This is a genomic window from Rhodococcus sp. WB9, assembly GCF_007558985.1.
Classification (GTDB): Bacteria; Actinomycetota; Actinomycetes; order Mycobacteriales; family Mycobacteriaceae; genus Rhodococcus_F; species Rhodococcus_F opacus.
On sequence record NZ_CP041769.1, the window covers coordinates 3,726,058 to 3,743,087 of the forward strand.

The following is a 17,030-nucleotide window of genomic DNA, read 5'->3' on the forward strand; positions in this document are numbered from 1 at the left end:
CAGCGATGACCTCGAATCTTGACAGTGCGGCGAAGACGCTGCGCGAGAACGTGTCCGGTGCGTCCGGTAAGGCCGCATCGGTGTCACCGCTGAAGAAGGCGGCGCAGGGCCTGCTTGGCACGGTGGCGGACAAGGCACTCTCGACCGTCTCCGACAAGGTGCAGAACGCATCCGGGAGGCTCACCGACTACGCCGAGGGCGGCGGCGGAAGCCTGCTGTCCGCGGTCACCGGCAACGGCAACGGTGACGGTGACGGGGACGGGGAGGGCGACGGCAAGTCACTGTTCTCCGGGCTGACCGACAAGGTGAAAGAGACGGCGTCGGATGTGAAGGACGCGGTCACTGGTGGTGGTGGTGGCGGTGGCGGTAAGGGCAAGAAGCTCAAGTTGACCAATATCGTCGAAACGATCGATGTCGGAGTCCCGGTTCAGCTGGCCTACAACCAATGGACCCAATTCGCCGACTTTCCGTCGTTTATGAAGAAGGTCGAACGGGTCGAACAGGAATCGGACGAAAAGCTCGAATGGAAGGCACAGATCTTCCTGTCGCACCGAACCTGGGAAGCGACGATCCTCGAGCAGGTTCCCGACGAGCGGATCGTGTGGCGCTCGAAGGGCGCCAAGGGGTTCATCGACGGGGCGGTGACGTTCCACGAGGTGACTCCCGATCTCACCCGCATCGTTCTGATCCTCGAGTATCACCCGAAGGGGTTATTCGAGAAGACGGGGAACCTGTGGCGTGCACAGGGGCGACGAGCACGGCTGGAATTGAAGCACTTTGCACGCCATGTCATGACACAGGCCGTTCTCCATCCCGACGAAGTCGAGGGCTGGCGCGGGGAGATCCGGGACGGGGAGGTAGTCGAGCAGGAGGAGGACGAGACGCAGCCGGAGGAATCGGAGGATCTCGAGGAAGAGGAAACGGACGAGAGCGAGGGTGACGAGCCCGAAGGCGAAGAGCCACAGGACCAGGACGACGAGACCGCCGAGGATGGGGAGCCGGAGGACGAGACCGGCGAGTACGAGGACGAACCCGAGGAAGACACCGCCGAGGCGGAGGAGGAGCCTGAGGACGAGACCGGCGAGGACGAGGAGGGGGAGCCGGAGGACGAGACCGGCGAGTACGAGGACGAACCCGAGGAAGACACCGCCGAGGCGGAGGAGGAGCCTGAGGACGAGACCGGCGAGGACGAGGAGGAAGAGCCCGAGGAGGAGCCCGAGCCGCGGCGGCGTCGTCCCCGGAAGGCCGCAGCAAAGAAGGCCCCCGCGAAGAAGACCCCCGCAAAGAAGACCACAGCGAAGAAGACCCCGGCAAGAAAGACCGCAGCGAAGAAGACCACAGCGAAGAAGGCCCCGGCAAAAAAGACCGCAGCAAAGAAGGCAACGCCGCGGCGTAGGACAGGAGCACGCGCATGACCACGGCCGGTGGACGCAGCTCGACAGCCTCGCCGACGTCATCGACACAATCTTGGACAAGGGCCTGGTCATCGACGCCTACGTGCGCGTGTCGCTGGTCGGTATCGAACTGCTGACCATCGACGCCCGCGTCGTGGTCGCCAGCGTCGACACCTATTTGCGGTTCGCGGAGGCGGTGAACCGGCTCGAGATCGGTAGCGAGCCCAAGGGCCTGACGGACCTGGCTGGGGGCGGCACCGAGGGCGGCGTCGAGTCGAAGACCCAAGGCGCACTTGGGGCCGCCGGCGAGAAACTCGGCGACCTCCTCGGTGGCGGGAAGGAAGAACCTCAGCGCGAACGGGTTTCACGCAAGTCCACTCGCGACGACAAGTGACGTCAACGTCGGAACAGAAGACCAAACGACACACCCGAGGAGCCACGCCACCAGCGGTGTCTACGTGTACGGCATCGTGCCGGCCGGTGACCGGCGTCCGAGGATCCGACCGGTCGGACCGTTTAGCGCAGGGGTGAACGCATCGAATTGCTCAGTCCCTGGCGGTCTTTGATCGATTGAACTTCCGGGGTTCCGGGTAGTCCGCACTTACTTCGAACGTCGGGCATGCTACCGGGTTGGGCTGGACGAGGCGACGGCGAGAACGCAGAGCGGGCCGAGGAACGAGCAGGTTGCCGAGCCGCCCGCACACGGCGTTCTTGGAGGGGCGGTAGCGGGGGAGCAAGGAGCATGAGCATGACCACATCGGGTGGGCCGAGTTCGAGCAGCCTGGCCGATGTCATCGACACCATCTTGGACAAAGGCCTGGTGATCGATGCGTACGTGCGGGTCTCGCTGGTCGGTATCGAACTGCTCACCATCGACGCTCGCATCGTGGTCGCCAGCGTCGACACTTACCTGCGGTTCGCCGAGGCGGCGAACCGGCTGGCGATCGGCAGCGAGCCGAAGGGGCTGTCCGATCTGGTGTCGGGCGGGACGGAAAAGATCGCGAAGTCGAAGACGAAGAGCGCCATCGAAGAGAAGCTCGGCGGCCTGCTGGGCGGCGGGCAAGAGGAACCGGAACGGGAACGGGTGTCGCGCAAGTCGACTCGAGGTGACAGGTGATGGCTACAGAGCAGACGAAGAAGCAGAAGAGCGAGAACACAGAGAAGTCGGACAAGAAGCAGACGGCGGGGGTGTACGTCTACGGCCAATACCGTTCAGTTAGTGAACGAGGATGGTGCATTTCGGCGGTTGGGTGGGTTGTGGATGGTGTTGGTGGTATGCGCGTTTGGCGGCCCATTTGAGGACTTTGCGTTTGACGACGCGGGGGTTTGATCGGGGTCGGCGTGCTGGGTTGATGCGGCGCAGGATTTTGGCGATGCCCTGATTCCACAATCTGGTGGCGGCGTGGTGGTTATGAGGGGGAAAAAGAGCTGTGGGACAGGGATCGTCGGGTGATCCGCAGGGCGGCGACGAAGGACATCCGATCCGGGTCGTGACCGCCGGCGGTCGCGGCGTCGCGCATCAGCGTGCGGATGGCGTAGTGGCAGCACAGGTGCCCCCAGATTTCCTGCTGAACCAGCGGTGGGGATTTCGACCGCAGCACGGCGCGTGGTCCGCGTTGGTGGGTCTTGAGTTCGTCGAAGGTGTTCTCGATTTCCCAGCGTTGGGCGTAGGCGAGGGCGAGATCTTCCGCGGGTGCGTCGGAGGGGTCGAGGATGGTGGTCAGCAGTCGGTACTGTTCGGGGGTTTCCCGCCCGTCGTCGAGGGTGTAGTCGATCACGCGCACCGTCAGTGGTGTGCGTTGCTGCCGATTCTTCCCGGAGGTGGGGATGATCTGTGCCAGCCAGGATCCGTCGTCGAGGGTCTCGAGGTGGCGGGGTGAGAGCGTCGATTTGACCCTCCACAGCAGATCGGCGCCGGTGGCGGCGGCCCGGGTCCACATGTCGAATCCGTACAGGCCGCGGTCGGCGAGCAGCAGCATTCCCGGTTCGAGGGTGTCGAACAGATCGTGCGTCAACTCCCGCTCGGAGGTGCGGCACGGTCCGATCGCGGCGTCGAAGACCGCGTGGGTGCCGCATTCGGCGAGGGCCACCAATCGTGCCTGCGGGAACGCGGACTTCTCGCCGCGACTCGATCCGGGCCGGCCGAAATGCTCGGCGTTGGCCGGGGTGTCGGGCAGGTCGAGGCAGGTCCCGTCGAGGGCCACCAACCGGCGCCCCGCGAGCCAGGATCCGGGTGTATCCGCGTCGGCGAGCGGTCGTGCGACACGGCGGAAGAGCTCCCGCACCGGTTCGTGCCCCAGCCGGGACCGGGCCTGGAAGATCGCCGATTTCGTCGGCGACGACCAGGACTGCGACCATCCCGACGACCACGACAAACCGTCGGTGAGCTGCTCGAAGACCTCCTCATAGGAGCCTTGCGAATTCAATGCCATCCCGATCGAGAAATACGCCGTCACGCGAGCGGTCAACGACCTACTGCGCTGCTCGGTCCGCCCGCATTCCGCGATCACCTCATCAACCAAGGACGCGGGAAACACCCTGGTCAACAACCCCACCGACACCACATCCGACAACCGCCGATCCGAGACCGGCTTCACCCATCCACTCCGAGGCACGTCTCATCATAAACTATGTAACCGCTAACTGAACGGTATTGCGTCTACGGCATCGTCCCGGCCGACGTCGAACCCGGGGACGCGACGGGGGTCGCGGACGGGAAAGTGGACATCGTCACGGACGGTGACATTGCCGCCCTGGTGAGCGCAATGTCCGTGGACCGTCCGCTCGGCAAACCCGAAAACCTCCGAGCCCACGCGAACGTGCTGGACGGGACGTCCCGGGTGGCGCCGGTGCTGCCGCTGCGGTTCGGTGCGGTGCTCACCGACGCCGACGCCGTGAAGGAGGAACTGCTGGCGGCGCATGCGGACGAGTTCGCGGCGGCCCTCGAACAATTGGAGGGTAAGGCCCAGTACGTGGTGAAGGGCAGATATGTGGAGCAGGCGATCCTGCGGAGATCCTCGACGAGAACGAGCAGGCGGCGCAGCTGCGTGACGAGATCCGGGACAAGTCGGAGGACGCCGGCCGCCAGGCGCGGATGGCGCTCGGGGAACTGGTGAACAACGCGATCGCCGGCAAGCGGGAGGAAGACACCCGCAAGACGGTCGCGACCCTGGGCGACCACACCGACTCCGTCAATCGCCGCGAACCCACGCACGAGGAGGAGGCCGTGCAGGTGGCGGTGCTCGCCGACGTGGACCGGCAGGAGGAACTGGAGCGGGCGTTCGGGGAACTGGCCGAGGAGTGGGACGGCCGGGTCGAGATAAAGCTGCTCGGGCCCATGGCCGCCTACGACTTCGTGGTCACCCAGAATCCGGAGGGGCAGGGCTGAGCGATTGCTCTGCCCTTGCCGCCGGGACCCGCGACTCGACGCGGAACATCACCCGCGGCCAGATCCTTGCCCTGCCAGCCAAATCCGGTGCCCACGCTGAAGGAGCGACGGCGAATCGTGGACGCCGTAGCCCAGTTGTGCTCACAGGGCAACAAGCTGGAGCAACAGTTCTTGCCCGCTCAGGGCTCCCGCAAGAATCTGGGTGTTCAGGTCGCTGCACACGCCACCTCGACCGATGAAGGAACTCAGCAGCGTAAACGTTCGTGGTAGGCCCGGCGATCCGGGCTCGGAGCATTCGCGGTGCGGTCCGCAGGAGTTCCTGGCGCGGCACTGGCGACGGCCTACGCGTGGCCTCCGATTGATTGATTATATTCTAGCGCAGCGCGTTTCGCGATACAGATATGTCGTACCGGGCCCCTCATTCGTTTCGCCAGACGCCGCCACCGAGGTACCGGAGCGCCGGAATCGGCGGTGACGTCGCCGGGCCGGACGCGACGGACGGCTCTCACGACTTCCTCCCCGAGGCACACCACAACGGCGATACCTGTCGCCACAGGCACGATGTTGTTCGAGGCGGCCGCTCCCCTGCTGGGCGGCGCCCCTCGCTAACCGAGCTGTCAGGCCACCGGCCACGATCGCGACTTCATTCGATGGTCGGTGCGGTTCCGCCGTCCACAGTCGCTCGGTCACATCCCGGAAGCAGGACGACCAGAACCGGGTTGTCCTCCCATTCCGGCTCGGACTTGCTGATCGCCGCCCCGTAGAACCGCCACGGTGCGTGAGGGTCGCGACCTTGCCCGCCGACTGCCGCAGATCCTCCGCAGCCGGCCACGGAGGCGACACTGTCGGAAAATCGTGTATCGAACGCCCCGAAAGCGCATCATGCGGATGGCCCAACATGTACTCGAATGCCCGATTGGCGTGCACGACGTGACCGTCCCGGTGGAGGGGGAGCACTGGGACCGGGAGCCGGGCCAGGAGCACCAACGCGGGAGTCCTTCGAGGAAACTTAGTGCCGTGTCAGGACCCGCACGTCATCTCTCCATATTGATGTATCGACGGCACAACCTCACAGTTACCACCGACCTGGAACACCGGTAACGGCTGCGCCCCCAATCCTGGGGTTCGTGCTCGCGGTGCACTACGCAACAAAATGCGCCATCCACCCCCAAGCCGTCCCCTCGGGATCTGCTGGTCGGATCGGCGAGCGATCCGGGTCGGCCCCGGCGAACTCGGGCGGTCCTGAGGGCCTGGCCGGGGTTGGCGTTCATTCGAGGACATCGTCTTCGGGGTGGATCCTCCTAGTCGGATTAATCCACCAGCGTCCGGCGCTCGGCGGGGCTCAGCAGTTGTCGCACCCGCCGCGGGCGGCGCAGAACGGTATCGGTCGGTCAGGGACGACGCTGCAACCGACTCACACCGACTTTCTGACCTGAGCTCTGGTGTCCTCCGGGCGTAGCGGTCGCGCGTGGAGGTCGGGAGGATGGACGAGTTTCGCTGGGGTATACGGGTCTACTCGTGGGGTTGCGGGTGTTCGGCGAGTTCTCGGAGGCGGTCGCGCATCTCGTTCGGGCTGATGTCGGCGAGGTGGGTGAGGATTCGGGTGCCGGTGCAGGTGGTGTCGGCGACGAGGGCAAGCAGGAGGTGTTCGGTGCCGATGGTGTCGTGTCCGAGCAGAGTGGCTTCCCGCAGGCTTTGTAGGAGGGCCTTTTTCAGGGTCGGGGTGAAGGGGGGACTGGCACATCCGGGGTCGGTGTTCGGGTAGGCGGGGATCTCGTCGAGGGCGCTTTCGAGGTGGGGGCCGGTGATCCCCCAGGAGGTGAGGGTGGCGCCGGTGGGGCCGCCGGCGGCGTGGATGCCGGTGAGGAGGTGTTCGGTGCCGAGGTGGTTGTGGTGGTGGGTTCGGGCCGCGTCGGAGGCGAGCACGACGACGTGGCGTGCTTGGTCGCTGAATTTCTCGAACACCGTTGATCACTCCCTCGGCGAGTGCCCTGCGCGTGGGTGGAGAGCCGTCGCCCTTCCAGTCTCCCTGTGGGGGCGCTGAGCCTGCAACGATGAGTTGTCCGGGGAGGATGGTTCGGTGCTCGGTTGCGGCTCCGGGTGACTCGGTGCGCATGCAGGCGTGGGGCCGCGCGGTGCGGGGTACGTGGGATGGCACGGACCGGCGTCCACAGGTCCGGCGGAGAATCGCACCGGGCCACACCGGGAGCTGCGCTTCCACATGGGGTAGTCGCGCCCCGCCGGGCTCGTGAAACGGTCCTCGCGGGCTGACCGGGTGCCGGACGTCTTGGGGCCGTGCCGCTCGCCGTTGCTTCCGATGTGCGGCAACGGTTCTGGGTTGATCGACCGCATATCACCGCGGGGGTGTCATGGGGGTGCCAGCGAGAGTCGGGTCGGGCGTCGTTCGCTTTCGGACGGGGATCGACTTCGCTCGGGAATGGGTGGAGTTCCTCGATCCCGACAACTCCGAGCACCTCATCGCCGCGGACATGACGTGGCTGGTCTCGCACTGGATCTGCGTGTTCGGTACCCCGGCCTGCCAGGGCATCATCGCGGGCCGACCCGACGACGGCTGCTGCTCGCACGGCGCCTTCTTCTCCGACGAGGAGGATGTCGAGAGGTTGCACGAGTCGGTGAAGCTGCTCCGGCCCGAGGACTGGCAGTTCATGAAGCAGGGTCTCGGGAAGAAGGGGTACATCGAGGAGGACGAGCTCGACGACGAGCCGGCGCTGCGTACCCGCCGCTACCGGGGTGCGTGCATCTTCCTCAACCGTCCCGGCTTCGAGGGTGGCATCGGGTGCGCGTTGCACTCGATGGCGCTCGAGCGTGGGATCGAGCCGCTCGAGGTGAAGCCGGATGCCGAAAACGCTGCAACAAGAGCTAATTGACCATACTTCATGGGGTTCTCCTATGAGCCGACCCGTCGGCTCGATGCGTACGGAAATGGTGCTGCGAATGTGCTGCGTGAAGTCGCAGCAGTGTGACGTGCGTACGTCAGACGGACGACTGTATGACAGTAGGGATGCCGTGCACCACTGTCAACCCGCATGGTCGGCCCCACACCCCTCGTGGGGAAGACGCCAGGGCGCCCATTCGCCCCGATCATGAACGGGGCGAACGGGCGTCACATGCTGGCGAGCGGTGTCGGGGGTGTGGGGTCAACGAACTTTCTGCGCACGGTGCCGGAGATGCTGAACACCACTGACCGCGAGGGCGGTGGCCAACACCAGATACAGAGTGATGGTGATGGGACTGTCGACGAGGATGCCGAGGCTGCCTTCGGACACCGCCAGCGCGCGCCGCAACTCCGTTTCTGCCATCGGCCCAAGGATCACCGCGATCAGGACTGGCGCCAGGGGAATGTTGTAGCGGCGCATGATGACACCGATCAGTCCGATGCCCACCAGCAACCACAGGTCGATGACCGACGAGCTGATGGCATAGATCCCGAGCATGGAGAACACGGTGATGCCGGCATAGAGGTAGTGCCGGGGGATCGTCAACAGTTTCGCCCAGACCCCGGCGAACGGCATATTGATCAGGACCAGAATGACCAGACCGATGAAGAGGGACGCCAGCAGGGTCCAGACGAGGTCGCCGCTGCGCTCGAACAGCAGCGGGCCGGGCTGCATGCCGTATTGCTGAAAGGCGGCGAGCATGATGGCCGCCGTCGCCGAGGTCGGCAATCCCAGTGCCAGCAGGGCGCCCATTGCAGTACCCGCGGTCGCGTTCGCGGCGGCCTCCGGAGCCGCCAGGCCCCGGATGGAACCGGTGGTGCCGAACTCGGTGTCGTTGCTCCGCTTGGCCAGGTGCTTTTCGGTCCCGTAGGCCATGAAGGTAGGCACCTCGGAGCCGCCGGCAGGAATGAGACCGAAGGGCGCCCCGAACGCCGTGCCGCGCAGCCAGGCGGGCAGTGCCCGGCGGAAGTCGGCGAGGGTGAGCCGAGTCCTGCCGCCAGTCGGTGTCCTGGTTGCCACGGGGTCCCGGTGAATTCGGGTGCAGACGTAGAAGACCTCGCCGAGAGCGAGCAGGCCGACGGTGATGACGACAACCGAGATTCCGTCGAACAGTTGCGGCATACCGAGTGTGAAGCGGGCGGTACCACTCGGTCCGTCGATGCCGACCAGGGCGAGGGCGAGACCGATTCCGAGGGCGGCCAGACCGCGGATGACCGATTCGGACACCACGGCTGAGATGGCGAGGAACGCGAAGATCGCCAGCGCGAAGTACTCGGCCGGTCCGAAGATCGTGGCGAGGCGGACCAAGGTCGGGGCGAAGAACACCACCATCGTGGTGGCGATCATGCCGCCGATGAAAGCCCCGATGGCGGCGGTCGCCAGCGCCATGGCGGCCCGGCCACTGCGAGCCATGCGATGTCCTTCGAAGGTGGAGGCGATCGCCGAGGAATTGCCGGGGGTGTTGAGAAGGATCCCGGACGTGGAGTCCCCGAAGAGGCCGCCGAAGTAGATGCCGGCGAACATGATGAACGCAGCGGTCGGTTCCAGGGAAAAGGTCACCGGCAGCAGCAAGGCGACGGCCATCGACGAGCCGAGGCCGGGCAGGACGCCCACGGCCGTGCCGAGAAGCGCCCCGATCAGCACCCACAGCAGGTTCATCGGGGTCAGGGCCTGCGCGAAGCCCTCGAACAGCAGCGGAAGCTGATCCATCAGAACATCCCTCCCACGAACCCGGACGGCAGCGGTAATCCCAGGCCGGCACTGAATGCGAGCTGGATGACGGACGAGAACAACAGCGCGACACCGACGTCGAACACCGGGCGCGTACTGCCCAGGGCCCGGGCGACCACCCAGAACAACAAGGCGGCGCAGAGGATCCAGCCCACCGCGTTGAGCAGGACGATGAACACGATGGCGGCACCGAGAACCTGCGCGAGGGTGCGCCAGTCCGAGTACGTCTTCCAATGCGGAGACGTCGGTGCGGGCCGGGCGTCGGTGCGCTCGTCGCCGACGTCGCCGAGGTCGCGGAGCATGTCGGTGGAGAAGTCTCCGTGGCCGGGATGCGGTTCGGTATCGGGCAGGCGGGGGTGCCGCAGGATATCGATGGCCAGCGCGGTCGCTGTCCCGTACAGCACGGAGCAGACGATGATCGGGAAGAACTGCGGGCCCGGGACCGCGGTGCCGAGGACGTGCATGGAGACGGTGCCGATGGTGAAGCAGACGGCCAGCACGTAGAGCAGTGCGACGACCACGAATTCGCTGCGACCGGTCCAGAATCGTCGTCGCTGCGAAGCGCTGGTCGACGGGACGGCGTGGCTGTGGATGATACTCATCGTCCGAGTTCCTCGATGATGTCTTGGGCTCGTGCGACCTCGAGTTCGATGAACTGCGCGAACTCGGTGTCGGTCGAGAAGGTGTCGGTCCAGTTGTTGCGGTCGACGGCCTCCTGCCATTGCGGTGAGTCCCGCATCTCGGTGACGATGTCGACGAGTTCTCGTTTGGCCTCATCGGTGACGCCGGGGGCTGCAACCACACCCAGCCAGTTCGACATGGCCACTTCCACGCCCTGTTCCCGGAACGTCGGCAGATCGATTCCGTCGATGCGCTCGGGTGCGGAGATGGCCAGGGCCCGCAGGGTGCCGGCTTCGATCTGGTCACTGACTTCGTTGTAGCCGGACACTCCGGCCGTGGTGACGTGGGAGAGCAGGGCGGACAATGCTTCTCCTCCTCCGGAATAGGGGATGTAGTTGACCTCTCGCGGATCGATGCCGGTCTGTTTGGCGAGCAGACCGCTCAGGAGATGGTCGATTGAGCCGAGGGAGCCACCACTGACTGAGGTTCCGCCGGGGTCGTGCCGCCACGCGGCGATGAAGTCGTCGAGGGTCTGAATCGGAGAGTCTGCGGGGACGACCAATGCCGCGTAATAGTCGGCCATGCGGGCGATCGGCACGACGTCGGCGAGGGACTCGGGATTGTCCGACAGTTCCACCGCGCCGACCATCACCCCGCCGGTGACCATCAGGGCATCCTCGCGTCCCGGGTTCTGGACGAATTGGCTCAATCCGATGGTGCCGCCCGCACCGGGAACATTGACGACCTGGGGATTGTTCACCGTTCCCTGACTGCGCAGTGCTTGCTGAGCCTCCCGGGCGAAGCCGTCCCACCCGCCGCCGGGAGCCGCGGGGGCAACCAGGGTGAGTTTGCTGCGTGCGGTGGCCGTTCCTCCCGAGGAGGCGGCGTTGACGAAAGCCAGCACGGTGACTGCGGCGACCAGGAGGCCGAACAGAACGGTACGGAGCGGCTTCATGGCGGGTCCTCTCCCCGGACTCGTTCGAGGTCGGCGGTGCTCATCGGTCGGCGACGTGCGTGCAGCGCGCGGCATGGCTAGCGACCGGTGAAGTACAGGCGGCGGGCGAAGTCGGCGACCGCTTCGCTCATCGCGGCGGGCTGCTCGGGCGCCAGTGCATGCCCGGCGTCGGGGATGACGGACACGGTGACGCGCTCGCCGAGCATCGGCTTGAAGATGTCGGGCACGACGACCGCGTCGAACTGGGCTTGCAGGTCGAGCATAGGGACCGTGCCACCGGCGAAGTAGGCGTCGATCGGGGTCACGGTGCGCGCGTGTGCCTGCGCGCGGTGGGTCTCGGGGAACCACCCGGTCAGCCACGGACGGGGGTCGTGGCCGGGGGCGAAGAACGCTTGCTGGAGGTAGTGGAGGCGCTGTGCTTCCGGCAGCGACAGATCGCCGGCCCCGTCGATGGCCTCACGCAACCTGCCGTAGGGCTTCTCGGTGGACTCGGGAGGCAGCTTGCCGGCCGACGCCGCGGCCATGACCAGCCCGCGCACCAGCTCCGGCCGGTCCTGAGCCAACATTCGCGCCGGCTGGCTGCCCCAGGCGTGCCCGACCACGACCGCGGGCCCGGCCTGCTCGTGGTCGAGAACAGCCGCCACATCCGCCGCGAAGGCGTGCAGATCGAGGTGGTCCATCGGCCCCTTGCTCGCACCGATCCCGCGTGGCTGGGGGCGCAGAACCCGGAAACCGGCAGCGGTGAGGCGGGGAGCGACGTCGTCGTAGTCCTCGGCTGCGCGACCGAGGGACGGCAGGATGACGATCACGGGACCGCGGCCCTGGCTCAGGGTTTCGATCTGAACATCGTTGTAGGCGAGGGTCCTTCGTTCCACCTCCGCCGAGGTGCCGGGGGCCGGGGCAGGTGATGCCGTCGAGGGCGCGGTCGCTGCGCCACGCAGCGGGCCGGGGGGGTAGGTCACTCGGGTTCACAGGGTTCCCTTCATGCCGAATCGGCAGGTATCGAGTTCTGAGGTGGGGAGGGGAGAGATGTCCGGAACCCACACGTCAGACGAGGGCGAAGCGGGCTCACCGCCCGCTGAAATATTCGTCAGACGTACATTCGTACGGCTGTCGAATACGCTAAACGTGCTCCACGACACTGTCAACACCTCACCGTGACTTCCATCACTGTACGTTGACCTGCTCCAATTCGACCTTGCGCGCTGTGGTCGGCGCCCGAGCGGCTGTTGACAGAGATCCGCGCCACTCCGTATCGTCGTGAACGTCTTACGTACAAATGTACGTCCTGCGAACAAATGGACTTCGATATGTCTGACTCGACCCCCACGGCACCCGCGAAACGCCCCTCGCTCTTCCGCAAGGCCTTCACCACGCACCTGTACGTCACCGTCCTGGTCTCGATCGTCCTGGGCGCGGTGGTCGGGCTGATCTGGCCGAACGTGGGTACCGCCCTGCAACCGCTCGGTGACGGCTGGATCTCGTTGATCCGCATGCTCATCGGCCCGGTGGTCTTCTGCGCGATCGTGACCGGCATCGCCTCGGCCGGCCAGCTCGCCGGAGTCGGCCGCATCGGCCTCAAGGCGCTCGTCTACTTCGAGGTCGTCACGACGATCGCGCTGATCGTCGGCCTCGTCGTGGTGGACGTGATCAAACCCGGCGCCGGCGTCAACGCCGACCCGGACGACCTGGCGATCACCGGATCGGCCGAGAAATACATCTCGACCGCCGAGAACACGCACTGGTACTCGTTCCTGATCAACATCATTCCCGACACCGTGGTCAGCGCCTTCACCGGACACAGCATCCTGCAGGTGCTGCTCGTCGCACTGCTGTTCGCGATCTCCCTGCGTGCGGTCGGCACCCCCGCGGCACCGGTGGTCAAGGGAATCAAGATCGTCGGCGACATCTTCTTCGACATGGTCCGGCTGGTGCTGTACTTGGCACCGATCGGCGCCTTCGGTGCAATGGCCTACGCCACCGGTGCCTACGGCTGGTCCACCCTGCAGAGCCTGGCCTCGCTGGTCGTGACGTTCTGGGTCACCGGAATCCTGTTCTGCCTGACAGTCTTCGGCATCATCTGCCGGATGGCCGGCATCCGGGTGCTGCGCCTGTACAGCTACTTCAAGCCCGAGATCCTGGTGACCCTGGGAACGTCGAACTACGAGGCCGTCATGCCGCAGCTGATGGAAAAACTCATCAAGATCGGCTGCCCGCCCCGCATCGTCAACCTGGTAGTTCCCGCCGGATACGCCTTCAACTCCGACGGCGTCTGCCTCTACCTCGGGTTCTCCTCCCTGTTCCTGGCCCAGGCCTTCGGCATCGACATGAGCTTGACCCAGCAACTCGCCCTGCTCGCCGTTTTCCTCATCACCTCCAAGGGCGCGGCCGGGGTGGCCGGCGCAGGATTCGTCATCCTCGCCGCGACCTTGCCCACCACCGGGGTCATTCCGGTCGCCGGCATCATGCTCATCCTCGGCGTCGACCGGTTCATGTCCACCATGCGCGGCCTGGTCAGCCTGTCCGGGCAGATGCTCGGCAGCATCGTCGTCAGCCGCTGGGAAAAGCAGTTCGATCCCACCTACGCCACCGAGGTCATGAAAGGGCACACCACCCCGACCGTGATCGACGCCGAACCGACTGTCGCCCCCAAAGAATTCGCCGCGAGATAACGCGCCGACCCGCCAGAACACCGATCGACCAAAGGACGAATAATCGTGGCAAGAGTCGTACCCGCGACGGGTACCGGAGAAGTCGCCGACCGAGTGCGCGCTCGCCGCGGCGGCCACCTCACCCCGCTCGACGAGGCGCTGCTGCACAGCGAGCCCTTCGCCGACGGCTGGAACACCCTGCTCGGCGCGGTCCGCAGCAACATGGACCTGCCGGGCGAGTTGCGTGAGCTGGCGATCTGCCGGGTTGCCGACCTCAACAGCGCCGAGTACGAGTGGCGCGCCCACGCCCCGCTGGCACTGCGTGAGGGCATGTCCGCAGAACAGGTCGCAGCCCTACGGGACGGCGCCGACTCCACGCCGCTCACCCCGCGGCAGCTGATGGTCCGCGACTACACCGATGCGATGACTCGGACGGTGTCGGTTGACGACGAACTGAGCAACCGACTGCACTCCGAACTGGGCACCCAGCAGTTCGTCGAACTCACCGGAACCATCGCCGCTTACAACATGGTGTCGAGGTTCCTCGTCGCCCTCCACGTCGGACAGCAACGACAGACCGAAGAAAGTGAAGTAACAGCATGAGTGCACGCCTGCAGGGCAAGGTCGCGATCGTCACCGGAGCCGGAAGCGTCGGCCCGGGCTGGGGCAACGGCCGGGCAGCGGCCGTCCGCTTCGCCGAAGAGGGCGCACGCGTCTTCGCCGTCGACCTCAACCGCGACGCCCTCGACGAAACCGTCGCCCGCTTCGACGGGCCCGACGATGCCATCGTCCCGTTCCAGTGCGACGTCACCGACACCGACGCGGTGCGCACCATGGTCGACGAATGCCGTGGCACGCTCGGAGCCATCGACGTCCTGGTCAACAACGTCGGCGGATCCCGCGCCGGGGGACCGGTGGAGATGAGCGAGGAGGACTGGAACCGTCAGCTCGAATTCAACCTCACTACCACCTTTCTGACCTGTAAGCATGTGCTCCCGCACATGAAGGAGGCCGGGTCGGGCGCCATCGTCAACACCGCCTCCACCTCCGGTATCCGCTGGACCGGCGCCGCCCAGTCCGCCTACGCGGCCTCGAAGGCCGGCATCATCGCCTTCACCCGTTCGATCGCCGTGCAGCACGCCCCGCTCGGCATCCGCGCGAACACCGTCGTTCCCGGCCAGCTGCACACCCCGATGGTCGAGGTCCGGCTCGCGGGCCAGCGGACCGGGGGAGACGTCGACAAACTGCTCGAGCAGCGCGTGGCCCGGATCCCGCTCGGCTTCATGGGTGACGGCCGCGACACCGCGAACGTCGCGCTGTTCCTCGCCTCCGACGAGGCACGGTTCATCACCGCCACCGAGATCGTCGTCGACGGCGGCATGTCCGCCCGCTGCGACTGACGACCCGCCCGTCGCCCGACAGGAGATCTCATGACCCTCGGACCCGAACCCACCATCCCTGGACCACTCGTACACCCCACACCGCCGTCCTTCCGGCCCCCGCCGGGATCGTGTGACAGCCACTGCCACGTCTTCGGCCCGGCCGCGACGTTCCCCTTCGCCCCGGACCGCACCTTCACCCCACCCGACGTCCCCGAAGCCGCACTGGCACGGTTGCACCGGACGCTCGGGATAGACCGTGCGGTCATCGTCCAATCCGCCTCGCACGGACGAGATCACGCGGTTCTGATCGATGCGCTGCGTACCGGCGGCGGCCGCTACCGCGGTGTCGCCCTGATCGGACTCGACACCCCGCGCAGCGAACTCGACCGACTGCACGCCGAGGGTGTGCGCGGGATCCGGCTGCAGTTCATGCCGCACCTCGGGGCGGCACCGACGGACGAGGAGATTCTGCGGTACGCCGACCTGGTCGAGCCGCTCGGCTGGCACGTCGAGATTCACGTCGCGGGCACCGGAGCCGTCGACCGCTTCGGTGTCATCACCAAGATCCCCACCCGCGTGGTGATCGACCACCTCGGCCGGGTGGACTTGAACGACGGCCTCGACAGCCCGCCCGTGCAGGCACTGCGACGACTGCTGGACACCGGCACCGTCTGGCTCAAGCTCAGCGGCACCTACCGAGTCACCCTCACCGGCGCGCCCTATGACGACGCCAACGCGCTCGCCGCATCCTTGGCGGCGCACGCCCCTGAGCGGGTCGTGTGGGGGACCGACTTCCCCCACCCCAATCTGCACGGCCCGATGCCCGACGACGGGATCCTCCTCGACGGCATCCCGGACATCGTTCCCGACGAGAAAAACCGACACAAACTCCTCGTCGACAACCCAGCCGAACTGTTCGACTTCTCCTGACCACCAGCACCGTCTGAAATCAGTTCGGGCGCAGATCCTTTGCCGGGTCTGCGCCCGTACTGATGTGTCAGCCCGAGGCGGTGTGATGCCGCGAAAAGCGGCTGTGACTCGAGATGGTCTCCGCAGTACGGAGCAGCTGCGGAACCACCTCCTCTTCCAGAGACTGCACCGTCACCCGTGCCGCATTGGCAGAGACGTTCAGCGCCATGATCGGGCGGCCCTGATGATCGTGCACCGGCACGGCCGCCGACCGCACCCCTTCCTCCCGCTCGCCGTCGATGATCGCGAAACCTTGCTTGCGGACCCGGGCCAATTCCTCACGCAGCTCGTCCGGATCGCAAATCGTCGTGGGCGTCAATCGTCGGAGTTCGGTGCTCGCGAGATACTCGTCCAGCGCCTGCGGCGACAACGAGGCCAACAGCACCCGGCCCAACGACGTGGGATACGCCGGCAGCCGGGCTCCCACAGTCAACGTGATCGTCATAGACCGGGCAGCCGGAACGCGGGCCACGTACACGATATCGGGAGCGTCCAGGACCGCCAGAGACACCGACTCCCGCACCGAATCGGCAAGATCGCGCATGTAGGGCATCGCGTGATCCCACACCGGCGTCGACGACAGGTAGGCGTACCCGAGTCGCATCATTTGCGGCGTCAGCACGAAGGTCTTGTTCTCCGCGGGTGATGCGAAGCCCAGTCGCACCAACGTGAGCAGGATCCGCCGCACCGTGGGGCGGGTCAGCCCGGTCAGCGCGGACGCCTCCGAAATGGTCAGGGCGGGATGCTCGGCGCTGAACGCCTCGATCACCTGAAACGCCTTGCTGACCGACTCGATGTAGTCCGGATCGTCTCTCGGCATCTGCCTGTGCTCCTCCTCGCGTACGCACCCGGTCGTACGCCGCTGCAGTCTCTGAGCACGCTGGGCACGGCCGAAACCCATCCTAACGTCCTCGCGGCCAGTACCCCCGACGCAACGCTGCCACCTGCCCGATCCCCTGGGGATGTGGCAGGTGGCAGCTGG

Annotated in this window: 14 protein-coding genes and 3 pseudogenes; 9 read left to right on the forward strand and 8 right to left on the reverse strand. The window is 66.2% G+C overall.

From position 1 onward, the window contains the following. Positions 1-5 precede the first annotated feature (5 nt). The 3 genes and pseudogenes from FND50_RS17250 (at position 6) to gvpJ (FND50_RS17260) (ending at position 2,511) form a co-directional block, all read left to right on the forward strand. A complete protein-coding gene (locus tag FND50_RS17250; protein ID WP_144286476.1) occupies positions 6-1,415 on the forward strand; it encodes an SRPBCC family protein in 1,410 nt (469 codons plus the stop codon). Beyond that, positions 1,412-1,788 (forward strand): annotated as a pseudogene (gvpJ, locus tag FND50_RS17255) (gas vesicle protein GvpJ). The gene FND50_RS17250 and the pseudogene gvpJ (FND50_RS17255) overlap by 4 nt, the downstream one beginning before the upstream one ends. A gap of 354 nt (positions 1,789-2,142) precedes the next feature. After that, positions 2,143-2,511, forward strand: a complete 369-nt coding sequence (gvpJ, locus tag FND50_RS17260; protein ID WP_144286477.1) for a gas vesicle protein GvpJ — start codon at positions 2,143-2,145, stop codon at positions 2,509-2,511. Positions 2,512-2,803: 292 nt separating this feature from the next. On the opposite strand, the gene FND50_RS17270 is transcribed toward gvpJ (FND50_RS17260), so the two are convergent. Continuing rightward, entirely contained in the window at positions 2,804-4,009 is a 1,206-nt protein-coding gene (locus tag FND50_RS17270; protein ID WP_144286478.1) for an IS4 family transposase, read from the reverse strand. 51 nt (positions 4,010-4,060) lie between these two features. Between FND50_RS17270 and FND50_RS17275 the strand changes: the two are divergent. Further along, a pseudogene (locus tag FND50_RS17275) lies at positions 4,061-4,782 on the forward strand (GvpL/GvpF family gas vesicle protein). A gap of 366 nt (positions 4,783-5,148) precedes the next feature. Here FND50_RS17275 and FND50_RS17280 read toward each other — a convergent pair. Continuing rightward, positions 5,149-5,766, reverse strand: a complete 618-nt coding sequence (locus FND50_RS17280) for a PAS domain-containing protein (protein WP_313905324.1) — start codon at positions 5,764-5,766, stop codon at positions 5,149-5,151. A gap of 528 nt (positions 5,767-6,294) precedes the next feature. After that, complete coding sequence (locus FND50_RS17285; RefSeq protein WP_144286479.1) at positions 6,295-6,747, reverse strand: Clp protease N-terminal domain-containing protein; 453 nt, start codon at positions 6,745-6,747, stop codon at positions 6,295-6,297. 404 nt (positions 6,748-7,151) lie between these two features. On the opposite strand from FND50_RS17285, the pseudogene FND50_RS17290 reads away from it, so the two are divergent. After that, a pseudogene (locus FND50_RS17290) lies at positions 7,152-7,640 on the forward strand (hypothetical protein); the annotation flags it as partial. 300 nt (positions 7,641-7,940) lie between these two features. Here FND50_RS17290 and FND50_RS17295 read toward each other — a convergent pair. From FND50_RS17295 to FND50_RS17310, 4 genes are all read right to left on the reverse strand, one after another. Beyond that, positions 7,941-9,449 (reverse strand): tripartite tricarboxylate transporter permease, encoded by a 1,509-nt coding sequence (locus FND50_RS17295; RefSeq protein ID WP_144286480.1) that lies wholly within the window; start codon positions 9,447-9,449, stop codon positions 7,941-7,943. After that, a complete protein-coding gene (locus FND50_RS17300) occupies positions 9,449-10,072 on the reverse strand; it encodes a tripartite tricarboxylate transporter TctB family protein (RefSeq protein WP_144286481.1) in 624 nt (207 codons plus the stop codon). The genes FND50_RS17295 and FND50_RS17300 overlap by 1 nt, the downstream gene beginning before the upstream one ends. After that, the gene (locus tag FND50_RS17305) at positions 10,069-11,046 is read right to left on the reverse strand and encodes a tripartite tricarboxylate transporter substrate binding protein (protein ID WP_144286482.1); all 978 of its coding nucleotides are present in this window, start codon (positions 11,044-11,046) and stop codon (positions 10,069-10,071) included. Before FND50_RS17305 ends, FND50_RS17300 begins: the two co-directional genes overlap by 4 nt. 77 nt (positions 11,047-11,123) lie before the next feature. Then, positions 11,124-12,008 carry an alpha/beta fold hydrolase gene (locus FND50_RS17310; RefSeq protein WP_260851010.1) on the reverse strand — a complete coding sequence of 295 codons (885 nt, stop codon included), beginning with the start codon at positions 12,006-12,008 and terminating at the stop codon, positions 11,124-11,126. Between the two features lie 348 nt (positions 12,009-12,356). On the opposite strand from FND50_RS17310, the gene FND50_RS17315 reads away from it, so the two are divergent. From FND50_RS17315 to FND50_RS17330, 4 genes are read left to right on the forward strand one after another with little or no spacing between them, the layout of a single operon-like run. Then, positions 12,357-13,718 carry a cation:dicarboxylate symporter family transporter gene (locus tag FND50_RS17315; RefSeq protein WP_260851011.1) on the forward strand — a complete coding sequence of 454 codons (1,362 nt, stop codon included), beginning with the start codon at positions 12,357-12,359 and terminating at the stop codon, positions 13,716-13,718. A gap of 45 nt (positions 13,719-13,763) precedes the next feature. Next, positions 13,764-14,300 (forward strand): carboxymuconolactone decarboxylase family protein, encoded by a 537-nt coding sequence (locus FND50_RS17320; protein WP_260851012.1) that lies wholly within the window; start codon positions 13,764-13,766, stop codon positions 14,298-14,300. Continuing rightward, entirely contained in the window at positions 14,297-15,097 is an 801-nt protein-coding gene (locus FND50_RS17325; protein WP_144286484.1) for an SDR family NAD(P)-dependent oxidoreductase, read from the forward strand. Before FND50_RS17320 ends, FND50_RS17325 begins: the two co-directional genes overlap by 4 nt. A gap of 30 nt (positions 15,098-15,127) precedes the next feature. Next, positions 15,128-16,009, forward strand: a complete 882-nt coding sequence (locus FND50_RS17330) for an amidohydrolase (protein ID WP_144286485.1) — start codon at positions 15,128-15,130, stop codon at positions 16,007-16,009. 67 nt (positions 16,010-16,076) lie between these two features. On the opposite strand, the gene FND50_RS17335 is transcribed toward FND50_RS17330, so the two are convergent. After that, positions 16,077-16,868 (reverse strand): IclR family transcriptional regulator C-terminal domain-containing protein, encoded by a 792-nt coding sequence (locus FND50_RS17335; protein WP_005242619.1) that lies wholly within the window; start codon positions 16,866-16,868, stop codon positions 16,077-16,079. Between the last annotated feature and the right edge of the window lie 162 nt (positions 16,869-17,030).

Excerpts from the sequence above, each read along its gene's own strand:
- FND50_RS17330 (WP_144286485.1), top strand. The coding sequence starts at position 15,128 with ATGACCCTCGGACCCGAACCCACCATCCCTGGACCACTCGTACACCCC.
- FND50_RS17315 (WP_260851011.1), top strand. The coding sequence starts at position 12,357 with ATGTCTGACTCGACCCCCACGGCACCCGCGAAACGCCCCTCGCTCTTC.
- FND50_RS17325 (WP_144286484.1), top strand. The coding sequence starts at position 14,297 with ATGAGTGCACGCCTGCAGGGCAAGGTCGCGATCGTCACCGGAGCCGGA.
- FND50_RS17335 (WP_005242619.1), bottom strand. The coding sequence starts at position 16,868 with ATGCCGAGAGACGATCCGGACTACATCGAGTCGGTCAGCAAGGCGTTT.
- FND50_RS17300 (WP_144286481.1), bottom strand. The coding sequence starts at position 10,072 with ATGAGTATCATCCACAGCCACGCCGTCCCGTCGACCAGCGCTTCGCAG.
- FND50_RS17250 (WP_144286476.1), top strand. The coding sequence starts at position 6 with ATGACCTCGAATCTTGACAGTGCGGCGAAGACGCTGCGCGAGAACGTG.
- FND50_RS17295 (WP_144286480.1), bottom strand. The coding sequence starts at position 9,449 with ATGGATCAGCTTCCGCTGCTGTTCGAGGGCTTCGCGCAGGCCCTGACC.
- FND50_RS17305 (WP_144286482.1), bottom strand. The coding sequence starts at position 11,046 with ATGAAGCCGCTCCGTACCGTTCTGTTCGGCCTCCTGGTCGCCGCAGTC.
- gvpJ (WP_144286477.1), top strand. The coding sequence starts at position 2,143 with ATGACCACATCGGGTGGGCCGAGTTCGAGCAGCCTGGCCGATGTCATC.